This is a genomic window from Sorangium sp. So ce302 (assembly GCF_051530145.1).
In the GTDB taxonomy this organism is placed as follows: domain Bacteria; phylum Myxococcota_A; class Polyangia; order Polyangiales; family Polyangiaceae; genus Sorangium; species Sorangium cellulosum_B.
Map to the genome: position 1 here is coordinate 2,245,287 of NZ_CP150326.1, position 18,313 is coordinate 2,263,599.

At 72.2% G+C, this 18,313-nt stretch carries 13 protein-coding genes; 8 read left to right on the forward strand and 5 right to left on the reverse strand.

Annotated elements, in window-relative coordinates:
- Positions 1-370 precede the first annotated feature (370 nt).
- From WME73_RS08740 to WME73_RS08765, 6 genes are all read left to right on the forward strand, one after another.
- Entirely contained in the window at positions 371-1,447 is a 1,077-nt protein-coding gene (locus WME73_RS08740; RefSeq protein WP_437915390.1) for a glycosyltransferase family 2 protein, read from the forward strand.
- A gap of 102 nt (positions 1,448-1,549) precedes the next feature.
- Positions 1,550-2,188, forward strand: coding sequence for a methylthioribulose 1-phosphate dehydratase (locus tag WME73_RS08745; RefSeq protein WP_437869835.1), 639 nt, complete (start codon positions 1,550-1,552; stop codon positions 2,186-2,188).
- The gene (locus WME73_RS08750) at positions 2,185-2,727 is read left to right on the forward strand and encodes a 1,2-dihydroxy-3-keto-5-methylthiopentene dioxygenase (protein ID WP_437298604.1); all 543 of its coding nucleotides are present in this window, start codon (positions 2,185-2,187) and stop codon (positions 2,725-2,727) included. Before WME73_RS08745 ends, WME73_RS08750 begins: the two co-directional genes overlap by 4 nt.
- Positions 2,728-2,729: 2 nt before the next feature.
- The gene (mtnC, locus tag WME73_RS08755; protein WP_437915391.1) at positions 2,730-3,428 is read left to right on the forward strand and encodes an acireductone synthase; all 699 of its coding nucleotides are present in this window, start codon (positions 2,730-2,732) and stop codon (positions 3,426-3,428) included.
- Positions 3,429-3,491: 63 nt separating this feature from the next.
- Positions 3,492-7,394: a protein kinase domain-containing protein gene (locus tag WME73_RS08760; RefSeq protein ID WP_437915392.1), complete on the forward strand. Its 3,903-nt coding sequence runs from the start codon at positions 3,492-3,494 to the stop codon at positions 7,392-7,394.
- Positions 7,395-7,712: 318 nt separating this feature from the next.
- Positions 7,713-8,264 (forward strand): O-methyltransferase, encoded by a 552-nt coding sequence (locus tag WME73_RS08765; protein ID WP_437915393.1) that lies wholly within the window; start codon positions 7,713-7,715, stop codon positions 8,262-8,264.
- 44 nt (positions 8,265-8,308) lie between these two features.
- On the opposite strand, the gene WME73_RS08770 is transcribed toward WME73_RS08765, so the two are convergent.
- The 5 genes from WME73_RS08770 to WME73_RS08790 form a co-directional block, all read right to left on the reverse strand.
- Complete coding sequence (locus WME73_RS08770) at positions 8,309-10,159, reverse strand: prolipoprotein diacylglyceryl transferase (protein WP_437915394.1); 1,851 nt, start codon at positions 10,157-10,159, stop codon at positions 8,309-8,311.
- Positions 10,156-11,523, reverse strand: a complete 1,368-nt coding sequence (locus WME73_RS08775; RefSeq protein ID WP_437915395.1) for a hypothetical protein — start codon at positions 11,521-11,523, stop codon at positions 10,156-10,158. Before WME73_RS08775 ends, WME73_RS08770 begins: the two co-directional genes overlap by 4 nt.
- A gap of 440 nt (positions 11,524-11,963) precedes the next feature.
- The gene (locus WME73_RS08780; RefSeq protein WP_437745025.1) at positions 11,964-13,205 is read right to left on the reverse strand and encodes an RNA polymerase sigma factor; all 1,242 of its coding nucleotides are present in this window, start codon (positions 13,203-13,205) and stop codon (positions 11,964-11,966) included.
- The gene (locus tag WME73_RS08785) at positions 13,202-13,546 is read right to left on the reverse strand and encodes a YciI family protein (RefSeq protein WP_437745026.1); all 345 of its coding nucleotides are present in this window, start codon (positions 13,544-13,546) and stop codon (positions 13,202-13,204) included. Before WME73_RS08785 ends, WME73_RS08780 begins: the two co-directional genes overlap by 4 nt.
- Before the next feature lie 603 nt (positions 13,547-14,149).
- Positions 14,150-15,010, reverse strand: coding sequence for an NAD(P)H-binding protein (locus tag WME73_RS08790; RefSeq protein WP_437915396.1), 861 nt, complete (start codon positions 15,008-15,010; stop codon positions 14,150-14,152).
- 173 nt (positions 15,011-15,183) lie between these two features.
- On the opposite strand from WME73_RS08790, the gene WME73_RS08795 reads away from it, so the two are divergent.
- Together WME73_RS08795 and WME73_RS08800 are read left to right on the forward strand one after the other, a co-directional pair.
- The gene (locus WME73_RS08795; protein ID WP_437745028.1) at positions 15,184-16,122 is read left to right on the forward strand and encodes a LysR family transcriptional regulator; all 939 of its coding nucleotides are present in this window, start codon (positions 15,184-15,186) and stop codon (positions 16,120-16,122) included.
- Between the two features lie 88 nt (positions 16,123-16,210).
- Positions 16,211-18,148 carry an RICIN domain-containing protein gene (locus WME73_RS08800; RefSeq protein WP_437915397.1) on the forward strand — a complete coding sequence of 646 codons (1,938 nt, stop codon included), beginning with the start codon at positions 16,211-16,213 and terminating at the stop codon, positions 18,146-18,148.
- Positions 18,149-18,313: the final 165 nt, after the last annotated feature.

Consider the following 18,313-nt stretch of genomic DNA (forward strand, 5'->3'; position numbering starts at 1 on the left):
CGCGGAACCGTGGAAAGCCCACCGGACCGGGGCATGGCCGTGGAGCGGAGCATGAGCTCCGCGCGGGCCGCGCGCCCCCCGATCCGGGCTCCGTGGCGCTCCCGCCCCGGCGGCCGCGCGCTTCGAGCCGCTGCCCTGCCAGCATGAGCCCGGGCGCTCGTCCGGTTGCGCTCGCGCCGCGCGCCCCTCGCATGAGCCCGCCGGTGTGCAGCCCGAGCCCAGCGGCCTGCCCCGGCCGGGTCCAGGCCGCGTCGCGCAGTGCAGTTCGCTCCGGGCGACCGCGCGAGATCGCCTGGCCCCGCGATTGTATCCGCGGCTGTCGCAGTCCTGCTGCGGGTCGGCTCGACCCGCGGAGAGACCGGGGGAGTCCATGGATCGAACAGCGAGCGCGCCTCGAGGCGGGCGTCTCTCTCTGCGCCCGCTCGCCGAGCGGCCGCGGTGCAGCATCGTCATTCCCTGTTACAACGAGGAGCGCTACATCGAGGACGTCCTCCGCTGCGCCCTCGAGCAGCGTTATCCTCCAGAGCTCCTCGAGATCTTCGTGGTCGACGGCGGCTCGACCGACAGCACACGGGAGCTCGTCGGCCGTGTCGCGGCGGAGGATCCACGGGTGACGCTCCTCCACAACCCCGACCGGATCCAGGCCGCCGCGATGAACATCGGCATTCGCCGGGCGCGAGGTGAGGTGATCGTCCGGATGGACGCCCACGCCGACTACGCCGGCGACTACGTGGCTGCGTCGGTCGCGGCGCTCCGGAGGACCGGCGCCCTCAACGCGGGCGGCGCGGCGCGGCCGCGCCACCGGAACGGCTTTCAGCGGGCGCTCTGCGCCGCGCTCTCGAGCCCCCTCGGCGTGGGCGGCTCGGCGTACCGGGACCCGTCGCGCGAGGGGTTCGTCGAGTCGGTGTTCAACGGGGCTTTCCGGCGCGAGGCGTTCGAGATCGCCGGCCTCTACGACCCGGCCGCCATCACCAACGAGGACGCCGAGCTGAACCAGCGCATCATCGAGGTTGGCGGCGCGGTCTACCTGTCCCGGGAGATCGTCGCTCATTACTACCCGCGGTCGTCGTTCGCCGCGCTCGTCCGGCAGTATTTCGCGTATGGCAAGGGGCGCGCGCGCACGCTGATGTGCCGCCGCAGGTTCCTGTCGCTCCGGCCGGCGCTGCCGTTCTGCATGGTGACGGCCGGAGCGCTGCTCGCGCTCGCGTCAGCGCTCGCGCCGGCGGTCCGCCCGGCGCTGGCGCTCGCCTTGCTCGCCTATGCCGCGCTCGTGATCGCTGAGTCGCTCCGGCTCGCGCGGCGCGCCTCGCCGCGCGATTTCCCCCTGCTCTGCGCCATCTTCCCCGCGGTGCACGCCGCGCACGGGCTCGGGTTCTGGGCCGGCCTGCTCCGCGGCGCGCGGGACGGCGCTGGCCGGCGCGAGGCCGAGCGCCTTCCGGCGCCGTGAGCGCGAGCAGCGCGGGTGATCCCCGGGTTCAGCGGCTCGGACGCGGCTCGAGCGGCGGCGCGGCGCGTTGATCGCCCGCGTTCGCTTTGGTATGTTTGCGCCGTGAGCGTACGCGGGACGCCGTTTGCATCGTTCTCCTCGGCCGCGGCCGAGCTCATCGAGCTGTCCCGCTTTTGCCATGAGCGCGGCTGGACGCCGGCCACGAGCGGCAATTTCTCCGCCCGGCTCGGCGACGGCACCCTCGCGATCACGGCGTCCGGGCGGCCCAAGGGCGCGCTCGGCGTGTCGGACATCGTCGTCGTCAATGCGGACGGCCGCCTGACCGGGCCCTCGCCGGCCCGCCCGTCGGCCGAGACGGCGCTGCACTGCCAGCTTTACCGGCACTCCAGCGAGATCGGCGCCGTCGCGCACACCCACTCGCGGGCGGCGACGGTGCTGTCGCGCCGGTGCGCGCAGGAGGGGTACGTGACCCTCTCGGGCTACGAGGTGGCGAAGGCGCTCTCCGGGATGACGACGCACTCCGCCACGGTGCTCCTCCCGGTCTTCGTCAACACGCAGGACATCCGGAAGCTGGCGGAGGACGTCGATGCGTTCATGTCGGCGCATCCGCCCGTGTACGGCTACCTCATCGCAGGTCACGGCCTGTACACATGGGGCTCGGACATCGCGAGCACCATCCGCCACATCGAGGCGATCGAGTTCATGCTGGACTGCGCGCTGCTGGAAGGAGGGCTATCATGAGCCGATTGCGGGTTTACCGGGAGAGCGACCCGACGAGGGCCGACGAATACACGACGCTCGAGGACATCGCCCGCGTCGCCGCAGAGGCGCAGATCCGCTTCGAGCGCTGGTCCGCCGAGCGCCCGCTGCCGCCGGGCACGGCGCAGGAGCGGGTGCTCGAGGCGTACGCGGGGCCGGTGAAGCAGCTCTCCGAGGCGTGCGGGTTCGTGACGGCGGACGTCGTGTCGGTGTCGCCGGGCACCCCCAACCACGCCGAGCTCAGGCGGAAGTTCCTGGACGAGCACATCCACACCGAGGACGAGGCGCGCTTCTTCGTCGAGGGGCGAGGGCTGTTCTGCATCCATCACGGCGAGCGCGTGCTCTCGTTCCTCGTCGAGAAGGGTGATCTCATCAGCGTACCGGCCGGGACGCGGCACTGGTTCGACATGGGGCCGGAGCCCTCGTTCACCTGCATCCGGTGGTTCTCCGACCCGAAGGGGTGGGTCGCCGAGCACACCGGGTCGGACATCGCATCGCGCTTCCCGCGGCTCGAGGCGTGAGCGTGGCGGCGCTCCCTGCGCGCGCGGTGCTCGTCGACATCGAGGGGACGACGACCGACGTGCGCTTCGTGCACGACACGCTGTTCTCCGTGGCGCGCCGGGATCTGGCCGCGTACGTCGCGGCGCACGCCGGGGGCCCGGAGATCGAGGCCGCCCGGCGCGCGGTCGCGCGCGAGCGGGGCGAGGGCGAGCAGGCGGTGAGCGACGGCGAGCTCGCGGCGGCGCTGCTCGCGTGGATCGACCAGGATCGCAAGGAGACGACGCTGAAGGCGCTCCAGGGCAAGATCTGGCGCAGCGCCTACGAGTCGGGGGGGCTCCGGAGCCACGTGTATGCGGACGTGGAGCCGGCGCTGCGGAGATGGCGAGACCTCGGGGTGACGCTCGCCGTGTTCAGCTCCGGGTCCGTCGAGGCGCAGCAGCTCCTCTTCCGGCACACGACGGCCGGCGATCTCACCGGCCTGTTCACGGCGTTCTTCGATACGACGACCGGGCCGAAGCGAGAGGCGGGCGCTTACCAGCGGATCGCGGAGGCGCTCGGGCTGCAGCCGGGAGAGGTGCTGTTCCTGTCCGACATCGTGGCCGAGCTCGACGCCGCGGCGGCCGCCGGCATGCGCACGGTGCAGCTGCTCAGGCCGGGGACGGCGCGGGACGCGGAGAGCCGCCACGCCGTCGCGGAGCGCTTCGACGACATCGCGCCGTAGCTCGCCCGGCGGCGGCTCGTTCCGCTTGGCGCGTGAGTGACCGCGCTGACATCCTTGGCGCGCATGCTTCACGGCAGACTGCTCGCCGGCCGGTTCGAGGTGGTCGAGCTCGCGGGAACGGGAGGGATGGGCGCTGTCTACCGGGCCGTGGATCGCGCGAGCGGCGATGTCGTCGCCGTGAAGCTGCTCGGCGATCTCGACGCGCAGGCAGCGGCGCGCTTCGGTCACGAGGCGCGGGCGCTCGCCACGCTCGATCACCCGCACGTCGTGCGTTACGTGACGCACGGGGTGGCGCCCACCGGGGAGCCTTATCTGGCGATGGAGTGGCTCGCCGGAGAGAGCCTCTCAATCCGGCTGTCGCGGCGACCGCTGGACGTGGAGGAGAGCGTCGCGCTCGTGCGCGCGGTGGCGGATGCGCTCGGCGCGGCGCACGCGCGCGGGATCGTCCACCGCGACATCAAGCCGAGCAACCTGTTCCTTCCGGGCGGGGCCGCCGACCGGGTGAAGGTGCTCGACTTCGGCATCGCCTGGCTCTCGGGCGCCTCGGCGCGGCTGACGCGGACGGGGGCCCTCGTGGGCACCATCGGCTACATGGCCCCCGAGCAGGCCAGCGGGGAGCGCGCGCAGCTCGACGCGCGCGCGGACGTCTTCTCGCTCGGGTGCGTGCTCTTCGAGTGCCTGACGGGTCGTCCGGCGTTTCACGGGCGGCACTTCATGACCATCCTGACCAAGCTCCTCCAGGAGGAGCCGCCGCGGGCGAGCGCGCTGCGGCCCGAGGTGCCGCAGGCGCTCGACGAGCTCCTGGCGCAGATGCTGGCCAAGCGCCCGGAGGGGCGCCCGGCCGACGGCGCGGCCGTGGTGCGCTGCCTCGACGCGCTCGGCGCCTCGTCGGCGGGCGGCGCTCGCTCCAGCCTGGCCGCCGTCGAGCTCGTGACCGCCGCGGAGGTGTGGCTCTGCTCGATCGTGGCCGTCGGGCCGGCGGACGTCAGCGCGCCGGCGTCGACGGAGATCGTGCCCGCCGGTCGAGCGCAGCGGAGCGCGGTCGCCGCCGTCCGGCACGAGACCTCGCCCCTCGGCGCGGTCGTGCAGGAGCTGGCCAGCGGGGCGGTCGTGGCGATCCTCGCGGCGGGGGCGGGCGCGGGCAGCGCGACCGACCAGGCGGCGATCGCGGCCCGCTGCGCGCTGCGGATCCGCGCGTCGGTCCCCGGCGCCAACGTCGTGCTGGTGACGGGGCGCGGCGAGTCGACGGGACGATCGCTGCTCGGCGAGGTCCTGGACAGGGCGGCCGTGCTGCTCGACGACGCGGCCGCCCGGGACCGCCCGGGCCACCTCCGCGTCGCGGTCGACGCCGTGACGCGGGCCCTGCTCGACGCGCGCTTCGAGGTCGCGGAGCAGGACGGGCTCTCCTGGGTGGAGGCGGAGCGCGAGGTCGCCGACGGCGCGCGCAGGCTGCTGGGCAAGCCGAGCCCCTATGTCGGGCGCGCTCGGGAGCTGCGCAGCCTGCTCGATCTCGTCGAGGAGAGCTTCACCGAGCAGCGCGCCGCGGTGGCGCTCGGGACCGCGGCCGCGGGGGTGGGCAAATCGCGCCTGCGTCACGAGCTGGTCCAGGCGCTGCGGCCGCGCCATCCCGAGCTCGTGCTGGGCGTCGGCAGCGGGGACTCCATCGGCGCGGGCTCCGCGTTCGCGATGCTCGCCGGGTCGCTCCGGGGCGCGCTCGGGATCGCGGCCGGCGAGGCCCCCGAGGCGCAGCGGGAGAAGCTTGCGCGGGCCGTGGGCCAGCTGTTCGCGGGGGAGCAGCAGCAGCGCGTGGCCTGCTTCCTCGGCGAGCTGCTCGGCGTTCCTCTCGCCGACGGCGGGCCGATGGTGCGGGCCGCGCGGCAGGACCCGGCGCACATGGCCGACCGGATCCAGGAGGCCTACCTGGACTACGCGCGCGCCGTGACGAGCGCGCGGCCCATGCTCGTCGTCCTCGAGGATCTGCACTGGGGAGATGCGCCTTCGGTGAAAATTTTCGATCACGCGTTGCGGGCCCTCTGCGAGCGCCCCTATGCGGTGCTCGCGTTCGCGAGGCCCGAGGTCCACGAGCTCTTCCCCCGGCTCTGGATCGAGCGAGGGCTCACGCAGATCCGGCTGCGCGAGCTGTCCGCGCGGGCCGCCGAGCAGCTCGTGCGCGGCGCGCTGGGCGCGTCGGTCGCGCCGGGGACCGTGGCGGCGATCGTGGATCGGGCCGCGGGAAACGCCTTCTACCTGGAGGAGCTCGTCCGGGCCGTGGCCGAGGGGCGCGGCGGCGCGTTGCCGGAGACGGTGCTGGGCATGGTCGAGGCGCGCCTCGCGGCGCTCGATCCCGAGGTGCGGCGGCTGCTCCGGGCGGCGAGCGTCTTCGGGGACGTGTCGTGGATCGGCGGTGTGAGCGCGCTCCTCGGCGCGCGCACCCTGGCGTCGGGGCCGAGCGACGCGGACGCCTGGGCGGAGCTCTTCGATCGCGAGATCCTCGAGCGCCGCCCGAGCTCGCGCTTCGTGGGACAGGAGGAGATCGCGTTCCGTCACGCGCTCCTGCGGGAGGGGGCTTACGCGATGCTCACCGAGCGCGACCGGGCGGTCGGGCACAGGCTCGCCGGGGAGTGGCTGCTCTCGGCCGGCGAGCAGGATCCGATGGTGCTGGCCGAGCACTTCGCGCGGGGCGGGGATGGGCCGCGCGCGGGGGGGTTCTACCTGCGCGCCGCCACCCTGGCGCTCCACGGGGCGGACGTGCAGGCGGCGCTCGCGCGGGTGGAGAAGGGGATCGCTTGCGGGGCCGAGGGCGAGCGGCTGGCCGAGCTCCACCTGCTCCGGATGAACGCCCTCATCTGGACCGACGACGCCGCGCGCGCCCACGCGAGCGCGCTCCAGGCGCTCGAGCTCGCCGCGCCCGGGAGCCTCGCTTCCTGGCGTGCCCTGAGCGGCGCGATGTACTGCGTCGCGCTCTGCGACGACCGGCGGGCCGTGGAGGTGCTGATCCCGCGCCTCCTGGCCGAGGAGCTCCCCGTCGACGTCCTGAGCCCGGAGCTCGCGACCCGGATCGTCTTCAGCCTGCTCTGGGACGGGAGGACGGCGCTGGCGGAGCGGATCGTGCGCCGGCTCGAGCACGTCATCGCGCCGGCCGTCGAGGGCGATCTCCATGCGGCCCTCTGGATCGAGCTCACCCGCGGCTTCTGGCGCTGCCATGCGGCGCGGGACCTGTGGGGAGCGCTCCAGGCGAACCTCGCCGCGGCGCGGCGCGCCGAGTCCCTCGGCAGCGGGCTGTTCGTCGCCTGGGCGTGGATGCTGGTGGCGATCGATTACACGAGGCTCGGCGACATGGCCGCCGCCGATGGGTGCCTCGATCGCGTGCTCGCGACAGAGGGCCTGCTCGACTACGTGTTCACGACCTCGGTGACGTGCCGGATCGTCTCGCTCCTCGAGCGGCGCAGGCTCACCGAGGCGGTGGAGATGTCCAGCAGCCTGCTCCAGCACATGCTCGCGCGCGGCCATCGCAGCCGGAGCGTGATCCCGCGGCAGCTCCTCGCCGAGGGGCGGCTGCTCCTCGGCGATCTCGCCCAGGCGGAGGAGGAGCTCTGCGCGGCGGGGGATCCGGCGGTGATGGCGCCCTTCGCCGGGGCCGTGCATCTCTCGTTGTTCGCCGAGATCCGGCTGCGGCAAGGGCGGACGGAGGAGGCCTGCGCGATGGCCGGCGAGGCGCTCGCGCTCCAGCGGCAGGCCGGCACGGTCTTCCTGATGCGGCAGGAGGTGATCCCTGCGCTGTACGCCGAGGCGCTGCACGCGAAGGGCGACGCGGAGGCGGCGCGCGCGGTCCTCCGAGAGGAGCGCGCGGCGCTGCTCGCTCGCGCGGCCAGGATCGAGGAGCCCGCGCTCCGGAGGAGCTTTCTCGAGAACGTATCCGCGAACGCACGGACTCTGACGCTCGCGCGGGCGTTGCTCGGGGAGTGAGCTCGGACGGCTGCAGCGGAGCCAGCGGTGGAGGGCGTGCTGCGCGGGGGGGCGGCGGGGCTGTCCCACAAACTCGCGCCTTTTGGGGGGCCATTGCCCGCTGTTCGGGAGGCGAGATCGGGGGGCGACCGGCTGCGCTGCGGGCCGGCGCTCGGGGTTTGTGGGGGCCTGCCCCGCCGCCCCCCCGCGCAGCACGCCCTCCACCGCTGGCTCTTTCCAGGGGGGCCGCCAGATCGAGGTGCTGTACAGTCGCGCGCGGTTGGCCGCGTGAAGAGGGATCGGGTCATGAAGGATCTGGAGAATTTGAGACCGCCTGCGGTGCTCGAGGAGATCGAGCGGGCCACCGCGGAGATCGGGTTTGCCATGGCCAGTGACAGGCAGACGGGCTCGATGCTGCGTACGCTCGCCGCGGCCAAGTCCGGCGCTTTCCTCGAGCTCGGGACCGGCACGGGCATCTCGACGTGCTGGATCCTCGATGGCATGAATGCCATTTCCACGCTCGTCTCCGTGGAGCACGACGAGAAGGTCCAGGCCGTGGCACGCCAGCACCTCGGAGGCGACCCCCGCCTCACGCTCAAGAACATGGATGGCGAAGCCTTCTTGCGCTCGATCCGGGGTCAGCAATTCGAGCTCGTTTTTGCCGATACATGGCCGGGCAAGTACTACGCCCTCGACGAGGCGCTGAGCCTGATCAAGCCCGGCGGGCTCTATGTCATCGACGACATGCTCCCTCAGCCCAACTGGCCTGATGACCACGCCCCCAAGGTGGCAGAGCTGATCGCCGCGCTCGAGCGACGCCAGGATCTCGTGCTGACCAAGCTCTGCTGGTCGTCGGGGCTCATCATCGCGACCAGGATCGCTAGCGCCTAGAGAACGACGGGGCCCGGAGCTGCCGGCAGCTCCAGCGACGGCTGTCACAGCAATCCTGCGCCGGCCCAGAGCCCGGGCTCGTACGCCACGAGCGCGTCCACGTCGTCCGAGGCGAGCACGAGGAAGCTCAGCGGAGAGAAGCCGAGGAACAGGTGCGAGGTGATCGGGAGCTGGATCCCCCACCCGAAGCGAGCGCCGAAGGCGCCCACGCTCTCGAAGTAGGGGGAGTCGAAGAAGATGCGGTGGTAGCCCGGCGTGATCCCGACCGACATCTCGACGTGCGATCCGACCCCCATCACGAGCCGGAGCGGCGCGCCGACTGCGAGCTGGTTGACGTCGGTGGTCGAGACGGTCCGGAGCTCGAGGCCGACCTCGAAGCGGCGCGTCTCGCTCAGGCGGAGGCGCGCGAGGACGTCGAGATCCACGGACATCCCGTCCTTCACCGTGAAGCGCCCCGGCACGAAGTAGCCGGAGATCCCGAGCGAGAGCGCCATCCGCCGCGCGTTGGCCTCCGCCTGATGACCCGTCGCGGGCCGCTCCGCGGCGGGCCCCGGCGACGTATCCGGGGTGCGCCTCTGCGGCTGTACGGCAGCCGCGGGCGAGGGAGGGGGGGACGCGGGGTATCCGCCCGCCGGCGGCGGGTAGTAGGGGTAGGCCGGGGGAGGGCCACCTGCGGGCGGCGGCGGATAGGGGTAGGGCGCGGGGTACCCGCCAGAGGGCGGCGGATAGGGGTAGGGCGCGGGGTACCCGCCCGCGGGCGGCGGATAGGGGTAGGGCGCGGGATACCCGCCCGCGGGCGGCGGGTAGGGGTAGGGGGCGGGATACCCGCCCGAGGGCGGCGGGTAGGGGTAGGGCGCGGGGGGCCCGCCCGCGGGGGGCGGCGCGTACGGGTGGGGCGCTGGTGCCGGCGACGGCCTCTGAGCAGGCGCCGGAGCCGGCGCGGAGCTCGTGGCCGCGGGCGTCGCTGCCTCGGGCCTTGCTGGCGCGGGCGGCGCGGGGCGAGCCGGCTGGGCCGCGGCCTCGCCCGCGGCGAGGCTCAGGGAGGCGAGCGCCACCAGCGCGGGCGCCACGGCGGCGGCGCGCCGCGCGCTGCGAGCCCGGCGCGCCAGCACGACGGCCGCCGCGAGCCCCAGCAGGAGCGCCAGCGAGACGAGCTGGCCGGTGCTGAGCCCCCCGTACACGCCGCGCCCGGCGTCCCCGCGGAGGAGCTCGATGAAGAACCGGCCCGCCGCGTAGAGCGCGAGCCATGTCCCGAACGCGCGCCCGTCCCGGTGCCCCCGGACGAGCCAGAGGGCGGCGAGCGCGCTCGCCATCGCCCCGAGCGCCGCCTCGTAGAGCTGCGTGGGGTGCACGGGCAGGCTCGGCGCGCCGAGGGGCACCCAGCCGGCCGCCGCGTGGTCCGCCGCCGCGGGGCTGCCGGCGGGGAACCGGACGCCCAGCGCGCCCCCGGTGACGCGGCCGTAGTCGCACCCCGCGAGGAAGCACCCGGTGCGCACGCAGGCGTAGGTGAGCCCGAGCCCGGGCACGAGCCGGTCGAGGAACGGGAGCACGGCCGCGCCGCGGCGGTAGAGGACCAGGCCGGCCACGGCGACGCCGGCGATGAGGCCCCCGTAGGCCGCGCGGCCGGCGTGGAGCATCGGACCCCACGAGCCCCTCGCCATCGCCTCGGGCGCGGCGCGCAGCGCCTCGAAGACGTAGCCGCCCAGGAGCGCCGCGACGTAGCCCGAGAGGAGCGCCCGGCCCTCCACGGCCACGTCGCCCCGATCCCGGCGAACGAGCCAGAAGAACGCCGCCGCCCCGAGGAGCCCCGCGAGGGCGACCATCATGGTGTAGGTCGGCGCGAGCCACGGCGGCAGGCCGTGGCGCTCGAGCCAGAGCATCACCGCCCGGTTCACGGCCGCCTCCGGATGTGCAGCAGCATGTAACCCGCCGGCAGGAGCAGCCAGAACGCGGCGCCGAGGGGCACGGGCGCGCGCGGGAGGCCTCCTGCGGGATCGCGCCGGCCGGCGCTCAGCCTGCAGCTCGAGTTGCTGCCGGTGGAGGGATCGCCGTCCTTGCAGTTCTGGTTGCAGTCGCGGCAGTTCTGGTTGCAATCGCTGCAGTTCTGGTTGCAATCGCTGCAGTTCTGGTTGCAACCCGCGACGTCCTCGTTGCAGCTGTCGCAGCCGCCGCAGCTGCCGCAGTCGTCGCTGCTCGACGTGCCGCTCGGCGCGCTCGGGGTGACGGCCGGGACCGTCGGGCTGCCGTACTGGAGGCAGCGGTCGAGAACGGCCATGCAGCCCTCGTCCCCGGCGAACGCCAGCGCGCCGTCGCGCCCCGCGATCGGCAGCGCGGCGCACGCGCCGCTGCCCGCGGAGAGGACGCACTCCTTGACCCCGTCGATGCTCAGCAGCGCGAGGATGCAGAGCGCCTCGGCGTTCAGCGCCCCGGCGTTGACCCAGGAACACTCCGCCTGGGCGTCCGCGAACGCCGGGTCGGTGCGGTCGTGCTCGCACTGCCCGGCCACGGCGCAGGTGCATACGTCCCGCACCTCGGCGGCGCACTCCGCGACGGACGAGGGGAGGTGATAGGGGTTGACGCGCACGGATCGCGGCTCGCTCCGGGGCCACGCGGGCATCGCGGCGCCATCTGAGGGAGCGGGGAGCGCGGGCGCGTCCTCGGGCGAGAGGGCGCTCAGCGCGACGAGCCACGCGGCGTTGACGTACACCGTGTGATCCTGGGCGATGACGCCCGCGGGCAGGCCGGTGACGCGGACGAGGGCCTGCGCGTCCGCGCGCCGCGCGAGCTCCGCCAGGATCTGGCCCGCCCGGCCGCCGAGCGCCGCGTCCTCCAGCGGCGCGGTCTCCGGCGACGCCGGTGGCCCCGCGAGGGCGGGCACAGATCGATCGAGCGGCGCCTCGGGCTCGCGCCCCCCCGCGATGGGCGTGACCGAGCGGAGCACGAACCCGTCTTCGGACGGCTCGAGCGCGCCGAGGACGATCGCGTCCTTCCCCGTCTCGTCCCGCGCCGCGTCCGCGCTGCGGACCAGCGCGGGGACGCTCGCGATCTCCGCGCCGTCGATCGCCGTCTCGTCCCCCGGCTCGCCGTGCGCCTCCTCCAGCCGCACCGCCACGTCGCGCAGGACCTCTTCCGGCAAGGCGGCGAGGACCTCCGGCGCGGCGCTCAGCGCGTCGCGCAGCGGCAGGTCGTCGTACGGCGGTGTCTCCGCGCCGCACGCGCAGAGCGCCGGGAGCGCCAGCAGCGCGACAGCACGGAGCATCGTTCTCTCGATAAAGGCCTTGGTTCGCATGCCCCTCCCTCAAACCCCATCAGGCGCATGGCTCCCGACAGGGTGCGCCCTGCTCGACCGAGCGAGCGCGCATCAGGCCGGCGGGGGCGCCTGCGACCACAGTACCAAAAAATCACCCCGCGAAGATCGCCGTGATCCAGGGGTGACCGATGGAGCCCTGTGCGCGAACCGGCGCTCTGTGTACCCGCCATGGCGTCCATCCCGCATGAAGGAGGGCGGCTCTCAGCGCTCGACCCACCGACGCGAACGGCCGCGCTCGGCCTGCCGGTTCATAGACCAGGCGGACATAATGTATCCTGGAGCACCATTGGCGCCGCCTGCTGGTGGGAGAGCCCGTGCCGCGGCCATCTACTGGCCGCGCGTGAAGGTGCTCCACTTCTTCAAGCGGGTGCAGTAGAGACCATCCCGTATCAGGCGGTTCGAAGTCGGCGCTGAAGCGCCGTTCTCACGGCCTGTGACGGAGCTGATTCGATGGCCGCGCCCCGATAGCGCTGCGCGAGGTCGGTGTGCCCGCAGCGCCTGTGCAGGTCTGCGAGCACTGCCGCCCAGAGGTAGGATCCGACGAGCCACGACGGTGGTTCGAGCCCCTCGAGCACCGCGAGCCCGTGGGCTGGACCGCGCCATTCCGCCACCGCGACTGCGCGATTCAGCGTATGGATCGCGGACGGCGCGAGCCGTTCGAGGAGCACGTAGAGCTCGACGATGCGATCCCAACGCGTCTCGGTGAACGAGGGAGCGAGGCAGTGCTCGGCGGCGATGCCAGCCTCCGCGTGGTACCTTGAGAAGAGGTCGCCTTCCGCGGACCTGGCGAGCCACGACAAGCCCAGCTCGATCTCGCTTTGGTCCCAGAGCGTACGATCCTGCTCTTCGAGCAGCAAGAGGCCCCCGGCGCCATCCTGTCGAGCAGTCATGCGGGCACTGTGAAAGTGCATCAGAGCCAACAAGGCAAACGTCTCAGGCTTCGCACTCACCGGATGCTCGGCGAGGAGCTGAGTCAACCGTCTGGCTTCGTCGCAAAGCTCGCGGCGGATGGCGCCCTCCGCGTGAGACGAGAGATAGCCTTCCGTGAACAGCAGATAGAGGATGGACTGCACGGCGGGCAACCGTGAAGAGAGCTGCTCCGTCGAGAGATCATCGGGCTCGAACGGCAGGTCTCGAAGTCGAGTTCGAGCGCGGCTGAGGCGCTTGTACACGTTCGCCTCCGTCGTGAAGAGCCGTTCGGCGATCTCCCGGACGTCGAAGCCGCAGAGCGTCCTCAGCGCGATGACGAGTTGTGACTCGACGGGAATCGCGTCGTCGCAACATACAAAGAGCATGCGGAGCAGATCGTCGCGCACGTCTCCCGCGAGAAAGGCGGTAGGCGCGCTGTCCGTGGAGTCCAGGGCGCCGCGACCGTGCTGCTCTGCGAGCTCGTCGCGGCGCGCGCGTCGGCGCAGCTCTCCCACCAAGTGGTTGTGTGCCACGCGGAAGAGCCACGCCGACGGGTTCTCGGGGACGGCACCTTTCGACCACGATTCCACAGCCGCGAGGAGGGCGAGCTGCACGGTATCCTCGACCGCCTCGAGGTGGCGCGTCCCGACGCGTCGCGAGAGCATCGCCACCAGCCGGCCGTATTCGTGCCGAAAGAAGTGTTCTCCGAGCTGCGAGGTCATCCGGGTGCGTGGATCTCGATGACCTCGACGCCCGAGCCGGGGCGGACGAGTCCCGGGCACTCGCGGGCGACCTGGATCGCCTCCTCGAGGTTCGCGGCGGAGACGATCATGTACCCACCGACGAGCTCCTTGACCTCGACGAACGGGCCATCCGGCGCGGGCTGCAGCGCAACCAGCCGTCCCGCGCCGAGCCGTCCTCCCAGGTCGGCCAAGTTCTTCTGGAACTTCTCTCGCCAGTCGTTGAACTTCGCATACATCGCCTGCATCTGGGTGGGCGAGGGCTTCTCTCCGTGCGGCTCCCCGCCCGGAAGGCTGCGCTGCAAACACAAGTACTTCGGCATGTTTTCTCCTGATGAGCTGGGTCGATCCCCTTGACCGACACCCTATGACGCTCGAGCGGGTGGATTTTGGACACCTCTGGCTGGCGGCGACGTTTTCCAGGGGGCCGGCCCCGGGTCTCCACCGCTCGCGGCAACACCGAGCCGCGGGATGAAGTACGGCCACGTGACGGCATGGTTTTTGCTTGGTCTTTGCTGGATCGGATCGGGACGATCCCCGTGTGCTCCAGCGTCACGCGGGTCATGGCGCTGCGCCCCTCGAAGGTCACGCGCAGACCCGTTGCACCGGGCGTGACCCCGCGGGACTGCTCGCGCGACAGGAAATCACAAATGACAGGGGGCCGGAAGGCCTCTGTACGAGAGATCGCCGGGACGAGAGAGATGCCCCTCAGCACGGCGTACAAGTGGCGCGCCAGAGCGCTCGACGGCGCGCAGGGAGCGCTCGCGAGGCGCCTCGCTGCGGAGGAGGAGCGCCGCGCGAAGCCCCGTGCTCCCACGCGACCCGGTGGCGTGACGAAGCACCGGGAGAATAGGTTATTGATATGGGCGTCGCTTTTTCAGGGGACTTTCGCTGCGCCGACCTGCTCTTCGAGGTCCCCCCCTGCCTCAGCGTGACAGGCGCGCCGTCAGGTACTGACGCATGGACATCGGCGCTCGGCCGAGCAGGCGCTCCAGGGTCGGATCCACCGCGGCGAACTCGCGCTCTCGGCTCGCCGCGAACATGCCCAGGAAGAGGTCCGCCCGGTGTTCAGGGGCGCCGTGAGACACCATCTCTGCCCTGAACGCGTGATCGCTGACGGTCACCCGCGTGATCGAGCGCCCGATGAGCTCCGAGGCGATCGCCGCGATGTCCGCGAGGTCGAGGGCCGCGGAGGCGGTGAGCGGCGGTGTCACCCCGTCGAGGCGCGCCTCGTCGGTCAGCGCGATCACCGCCGCGTCGGCCAGGTCGCCGTGCTCTGTCCACGAGACCGGACCGTCTTCTGGCGCGACGAGCTTGCCCGTCTCGAGCGCCCGCTCGAGGAGCATGAGCGCGGACGCCGCATAGAACCCGTTGCGGAGCGAGGTGAAAGCGACCCCCGACCTTTGCAGCGAGGCCTCGGTGGCCGCGTGGTCGCGCATGGGCGCGAAGCGGGACGCCGGGCTCGAGCCCATGTGGCTCGTGTAGAGGACGCGGCGGGCGCCCGCCGCGCGCGCCGCCTCGAGCGCGGCTTCATGCTGGCGCACCGCGGCCTCGCCTGCGCTGTTGATGGAGACGATCAGGACGTGCGAGGCGCCCTCGAAGGCGTGGCGCAGGCTCGCGGCGTCGTCGAAGGCCCCCCGGCGCACGCGGACGCCGCGCTCGGCGAGCGCGCTGGCCTGCTCCGGGTCGCGGACGCTGACGCCGAGCCGAGCGGCGGGCACGCGCTGAAGGAGCCGCTCCATGATGGCTCGGCCGAGGTGACCGTTGGCTCCAGTGACGATGATCATGACAACCTCCTCCTGCGTTCGGCGCAGCGACCCTGCGCGGTCATCCCAGGGATCACGCGGGCGCGGCGCTCCGTGCCCCGCGTGGCCCGATGACGATGGGCTTCTTCACGTCGTCGAGCCTAGCGGCGGCCGCCGGAGCGCATTAGTGTGCCTGGAGGGAAGGGACTGTTGCCGTGGACGCACGAATCGATCTGGACCTGAACGACGCCGCGCTCCTCGTGCGCGTCGTCCGGACGCGCAGCTTCTCGGCTGCAGCCCGCGAGCGCGGCGTGCCGGTCTCCACGGTGAGCCGGCGCATCGCGCGGCTCGAGTCCGCGCTCGGTGTCCGGCTCCTCGAGCGAACCACGCGGCGGCTCGATCTGACCGAGGCCGGGCGCGCGTACTTCGGCCACGCCGAACGGGCGATCGACGACCTCACGCAAGGCACGCATCTCGTCCGCGAGCTCCAGAGTGAGCCGCGCGGACGCGTGCGGATCGTGGCGCCGATCACCCTCGGCGCCGCGGTGGCGAACGTCGTCTGCACCTATCTCGCGAAGCACCCCCGCGTGTCGGTCGACCTCGAGATCGATTCACGGCGGGTCGACCTGATCGCCGGGGGCTTCGACATCGCGATCGTCCCGGGCCACGTGGAAGACACCACCGACTTCGTGGCGCGAGAGCTCTGGCGGGCGACGCGGAAGCTGCTGTATGCGAGCCCGCGTTACCTCGAGGCGCGGGGCGTTCCCCAACGGATCGAGGACCTCGCGCGTCACGATTGCATCGCGGTGCACGCGACGGACGGAATGGCCACATGGACGCTCGGGCAGGGGCGCCGGAGGCGACGCGTCGCCTTCGAGCCCCGCTTCTATGTGAGCGAGTCCTCCGCCGCCTACCGCGCGACGCTCGCGGGCGTCGGCATCGCGATGCTCCCGGAGGTGTTCTGCGCCGAGGACGTGGCCGCGAAGCGCCTCGTCCGCGTCCTCAAGGGCTACGAGGCCGAGGCCGGCGGCGTCAGCCTCCTCTATCGCGCGCATCGCGCGCTGACGGCCGCCGTCCGGACCTGCATCGACCACCTCCTCGGGGAGCTGCCGGCGACCGACCCGGCGCGTGCCGGCCGCAGCCGCCGCGAGTAGGTTGCGAAACCGATGCCGATGTCGGCCGTAACTGGACCTGACGGCGCGATCGCTCGCCTGGGCGAAGGAAGCCGCAAGGGAGGAATCCATGATCCGTTCCAGAGTCGGCCTGGTGTTCTCGCTCTCGACGCTCGCCCTCGGAGCTGTGCAAACAGGTTGCGGGAGCCCCGACGTCGAGCCGCTCGATGACGTTTCGTCGACGTCCGAGGCGCCCGCCGCGCGTACCGGGTTCATCGCCCTGACCCCGATCTCCGCGGACAGGACACCGGTCCTCCATCACCTCGCCGGCGAGCTCCAGGCGACGTCGGCGCAGAGCGCTCTGGACTCGCTCCGCTCCGGCGCCGCCGAGCGCAGCGACCTCCTTCGCCGAACGGGCGCGGTGATCGCCGACATGGACGAGCTCGGTGAGGCGGATCTCGCGATGTATCGGTCGCTGGTCGAGGCCGCGAGCGAGGCCGGGGTCCCGTTCGTCTTCGAGAATGTCCGCGACTCGGCGCGCATGGCCGCGGTGTTCGGCTACGGCGTCGCGGGCGATGTGGCGATCGTGGAGCCATCGCGCGGGGGAACGAGGTTCGACATCAAGCTCTACGGGAACATCGAGGCGACGCCGGTGAGGTCCCCCTCCGCCACGATCAAGGTGAGCCACGAGGCCGCTACCTTGTTCCCCGAGGAGCTGGCGGCGCGCGCGCCGGACCGTGAGCTCGCCGGGCAGGCCGCGGAGGGCGCCACGCCCACGCCCGGTCCGTCACGCGAGGACGTCGCGGCCCAGGTGGCGGCGCGCATCCGCACGCTCGCGGCTGCGCCCATCGTGCAGCCGTTCGCCCTCTCCGTCGCGAGCGCGGCCCCTCCAGGCACCTACCGCCAGTTCATCGTGAACGGCTCCTCGTGGTGGACCGTCCCCGGCACCTCGCAAGTCGCGACCCTGGATTTGAGCTACGAGGTCGAGCTCGTCGCTTCGACCACGCCCAACAACAAATTCATGGTCATCACCGGCGTGGGCGCGGGCGCAAACCCGGGGCCGCTGAACACGAACAGCAACTTCAACCGGGGCTATTACCAGCAGCAGCTGAACGTCAGCGTCGTGCCTGGCAGCACGGCGCTGAGCCCGTACGCCCACGTGCCCAACTCCCCGAACGGGCAAAACTCGTTCACGCGCTCCGTCGGCTGCAGCGTCGGCGCGCAGGGGGGCACCGACGCGGCCAGCGCCAGCTTCTCGTGCAGCTTCCAGGACAGCGCCACCGTGTCCTTGTCCGACTTCACCGCGATCGATCAGAGCACGGGGCTGACGTCGGCCTGGAGCTACCGGATGACCGCGGCGCAGGGCCATCCGTACTGGAACCCCGTCGACCTCGTCGACCAGTGGACCGGGACGCTCCACACGCTCCCGTTCCTCGCGGTCTCGACCCTCCAGCCGACGTATCAAACCGTCTATTCCGCGCCGAGCTCGTTCAACGGCAAGGTGCCGCTCTCCGTCACGCACACCCAGGTGCTCCAAGGGATCTATGTCGACTGGAACTTCTTCTACGTCCAGGCGCATCCCCAAGGCTACTCTGTCTCGCCCAAGCTCGACACGACCGTCGACTTCGGGAGCGTGAGCAGCACCAACCCGGCGGTGACCTTCACCAACCAGAACAGCGGCCTCAACATGGACGTCTACTACTCGGAGACGACGCCGCTCTCGCCGATCATTCAATGGCCTGCGACCGGCAACCCCAACCAGAGCTTCGAGCTCATCCCGACGGGTGACCCGGACGGGAGCGTGTTCATCAAGCCGAAGCACAGCGGGCTCTGCTTCGACATCTATTACTCGAGCCTCGAGGACGGCGCCGAGCTCATCCAATACACCTGCACGGGCAACCCCAACCAGAAGTTCGTCCTGCGGCCGGTGGGCGCTTATCGGTCGATCATGAACGTGAACAGCCAGAAGTGCCTGAGCGTCGAGGATGCCAGCACCGCGGGGTATGCGCAGATCGTTCAGGAGCCCTGCAACACCGCGCTCCCCGAGCAGCTGTTCCTCCCGCGCTGAGGCGCGCGGCGCTACCCTGCTCCCGATCGAGCAGCGGGAGGGGGGCGCTCCCGCGCTCGCCGGAGCCCTCGCCGCCGGTGCCGAGCGACCTGACCCACCGCCCAGCGCAGCGTTGCCGCAGGCGCCTCCGGCCGCCCGGCGCACCGCCCCCGCCTCTCCCCGGCC